At 62.7% G+C, this 2,852-nt stretch carries 4 protein-coding genes; all 4 read left to right on the top strand.

Annotated elements, in window-relative coordinates:
• A partial coding sequence (locus OXG98_14060) for a hypothetical protein (GenBank protein ID MCY3773125.1) occupies positions 1–529 on the top strand: 529 nt, incomplete at its 5' end.
• 40 nt (positions 530–569) lie between these two features.
• Positions 570–1,706 carry a mandelate racemase/muconate lactonizing enzyme family protein gene (locus tag OXG98_14055; protein ID MCY3773124.1) on the top strand — a complete coding sequence of 379 codons (1,137 nt, stop codon included), beginning with the start codon at positions 570–572 and terminating at the stop codon, positions 1,704–1,706.
• 120 nt (positions 1,707–1,826) lie between these two features.
• Positions 1,827–2,219 carry a thiamine pyrophosphate-binding protein gene (locus tag OXG98_14050; GenBank protein MCY3773123.1) on the top strand — a complete coding sequence of 131 codons (393 nt, stop codon included), beginning with the start codon at positions 1,827–1,829 and terminating at the stop codon, positions 2,217–2,219.
• Between the two features lie 26 nt (positions 2,220–2,245).
• Positions 2,246–2,852, top strand: a 607-nt coding sequence (locus OXG98_14045; GenBank protein MCY3773122.1) for a methyltransferase domain-containing protein, incomplete at its 3' end; no start/stop codon positions are given.

Below are 2,852 nucleotides of genomic sequence, written 5' to 3'. Positions count from 1 at the left end.
GTACAGCTTCAATTTGTGGCCGGAGTCCTTCATCCGGCCGGGGCTGCGGCCGCGTGACAACTGGACTTACGGAGACAATTATCAGAACTGGGGGATTGTGACTACGGCTTCTGCTGTTTCCGGCGCGCCGGATGAGTTGTCGTTCTATGTGAGAGAAGGCTACTGGCGGGAGGGCACCAGTGAATTGCGGCGTTATACGATGCGGGTTGACGGATTCGCTTCGGTGCAGGCGGCACTGGCGGGCGGGGAGCTGGTCACGAAGCCGCTCGTCTTTGCGGGCCGCGAGCTGGTCCTCAACTTTGCGGCCTCGGCGGCCGGCAGCATCCGCGTCGAACTGCTGCGGGATCAAATGAACGACCCGGTCGCGGGGTTCAGTCTCGAAGAGTGCGTTGAGGTGCTGGGCGACGATCTGGAGCGGGTTGTACGCTGGCAGGATGGCCGCGAGCTGGGCGGTCTGGCCGGGACGCCGATTCGCCTGCGTTTTGTGCTGCGAGATGCGGATCTCTTTTCCTTCCGTTTTCGAGAGTGACAGGTAGACGGATTCAGCTTACGACAGGGGGTTGCATAACGTGAAAATCACAGCCATCGAGACAGTCGCCCTAGCAGACCCTGGCAAGGCTTGGGAGACGGTGGTGCGGGTCCATACCGATGAGGGTATCAGCGGCATCGGGCAGGCGGAGTCGCCGTCGCTCGTGATCGAGGCAATAATTCGCTGCAGCGGCGGGCTGGAGGAGATTCTGCTGGGAGAGGACCCGCTTCAGGTTGAGCGGCTGTGGCAGAAGATGTATGCGGCGACCGGGCTGTTTGGCCGGCGCGGTGTCACGATTGCTGCGATCGGGGCGGTGGAGACAGCGCTGTGGGACATCGCAGGCCAAGCCCTGGGCAGACCGGTCTGTGAACTGATCTGGCAGGCGTGCTGCACCGTGACGGAGTCGAGCGATGTCAAGGAGAAGGTGCGACCCTACGCTACCGTATACCCACCTGGAGAAGACGTTGGTGAGATCGTGGAACGATTTACGCTGGCAAGAGAGCGGAACTTTCGGGCAATGAAGCTGGAGGAGTGGCCAGGCGGGTTTTCGCATGTCAGCATTCAGAGGGACGTAGAGATTGTCCGGGCGGCGCGGGAAACGATCGGTGAGGACCGCGACTTGCTGATCGACGTACAGAACCGCTGGTCCGAGGTGGGGCAGGCGCTGGACTCGATCCGGGCGATTGCGGAGTTCCGGCCGTTCTTTGTTGAGGCGCCGCTGCCGGCCGACAACCTACCCGGCCTCGCCCGGCTGGCCGATGCCGTGGACACGCGCATTGCCGTGGGCGACTGGGGATTTACGACCCGTTTTGAGTTCGAGGAGATCATGGAGAAGGGGCGAGTGGACGTGGTCCAGCCAAGTTCGGTGCGATCCGGGGGCATTCGGGAGATCACGCGCATCGCTGAGGCCGCGTATCGCCGCGGTTTGATCTGCGTGCCGCATGCCTGGTGTCATATGGTCGGCGTGGCGGCGGAGATCCATCTGGCGGCGGTGCTTCCGAACATGCCCTATTTCGAGATGCCGATCGCCTTTCCGGATTCACCGATAATTTCGGAGCTGCTGGAGCCGGTTATCGAGGTAGACTCAGACGGTCTGATCGAGGTACCGAAGAGGCCGGGATTGGGGTTTGCGCTGAATGAAGATGTGGTGGAGCAATTTCGGGTGGCGCCGCATTAGTTGCTTGAAATGTGAGTCTTGTGATCATGTGACTGACTCTGATTCTCGCTTTGTCGAAAGAGCCCAGCGTATAGGAAAAGGAGTCAAGTAGGCTCGAATCTGGTCCAGGGAGAAGGTCTGATGGCAAGGATGACAGCGGCGCGGGCGCTGGTCGAATCGCTGCGCGCGCAGGGGGTGGACACGATATTCGGGATCATCTCCAGCCACACGATGGAGATTTTCGACGCGCTGTACGACCACCAGGACGCCATCCGCTTCATCAGTACGCGTCACGAACAGGCGGCGGCGATGATGGCAGACGGGTATGCGAGGGTGAGCGAAAGCAACGGATCCCTGCTGGGCACCGGGCATCTGGACTTCGCGGCCGTCCTGGGCGCCCTCGACCGGATCGGCTACCACGGGTTCGCTTCAGTGAAGGTCTACCGCGGGGCCAGCCTGGAGGATGCGGCGCCCCAAAGCTTGCGTTACCTGCACGGGGTCCATGCCGGATCACCGGCGCCGGGCGATGGCTGACCGAGGCTGGTCCACTCCCCCCTGCCATGATCCCCCAATCCCCCTGTGACCTGTGCGGCGCTCGAGAGGCGGAGGACCTCGCCAGGCAAGACCGGCACGGCAAGCCTCTGAGAACCGTCATCTGCCGGAAATGCGGGTTGGTTTGGAGCGACCCCGTTCCCGTCGAGGAGACCCTGAGAAAATTCTACTCCGAGGAATACCGGCTCCAGTACAAGGGGGTCTCCAGGCCGACGCTGGAACACGTCTACCGGGCCGGCAGAGTCGCCGCCCACCGCTTCCGGCACCTGAAGGGACTGCTGAAACCGGGCTCGGTGATTGTCGACGTGGGTTCGGGAGGGGGCGAGTTCGTTTATCTCATGCGCCGTCTCGACTTCGATGCCCGTGGGGTCCAACCGCGGGAGGGCTACGCCGGCTACGCGCAGGAAGAACTGGGAATCCCGGTTCACCTCGGCTTCGTACGCGAGGTCCGGCTTCCGCCGGCGAGCTGCCATATGGTGACGCTCTACCATGCCCTGGAGCACATGGCCTCTCCTTCCGAGGTGCTGGAGCACGTCTGGGGATGGCTTGAGCCTCAGGGGTGGCTGGTGATCGAGGTCCCCAACGTGGAGGCCACCTGCCAGTCCCCGGGCCATC

It is taken from the genome of Gemmatimonadota bacterium, assembly GCA_026706345.1.
Lineage (GTDB): Bacteria > JAAXHH01 > JAAXHH01 > JAAXHH01 > JAAXHH01 > JAAXHH01.
Note: the sequence above shows the minus strand (reverse complement) of the source record. Positions and strands in the feature narration are given on the sequence as shown.

Excerpts from the sequence above, each read along its gene's own strand:
- OXG98_14050 (MCY3773123.1), top strand. The coding sequence starts at position 1,827 with ATGGCAAGGATGACAGCGGCGCGGGCGCTGGTCGAATCGCTGCGCGCG.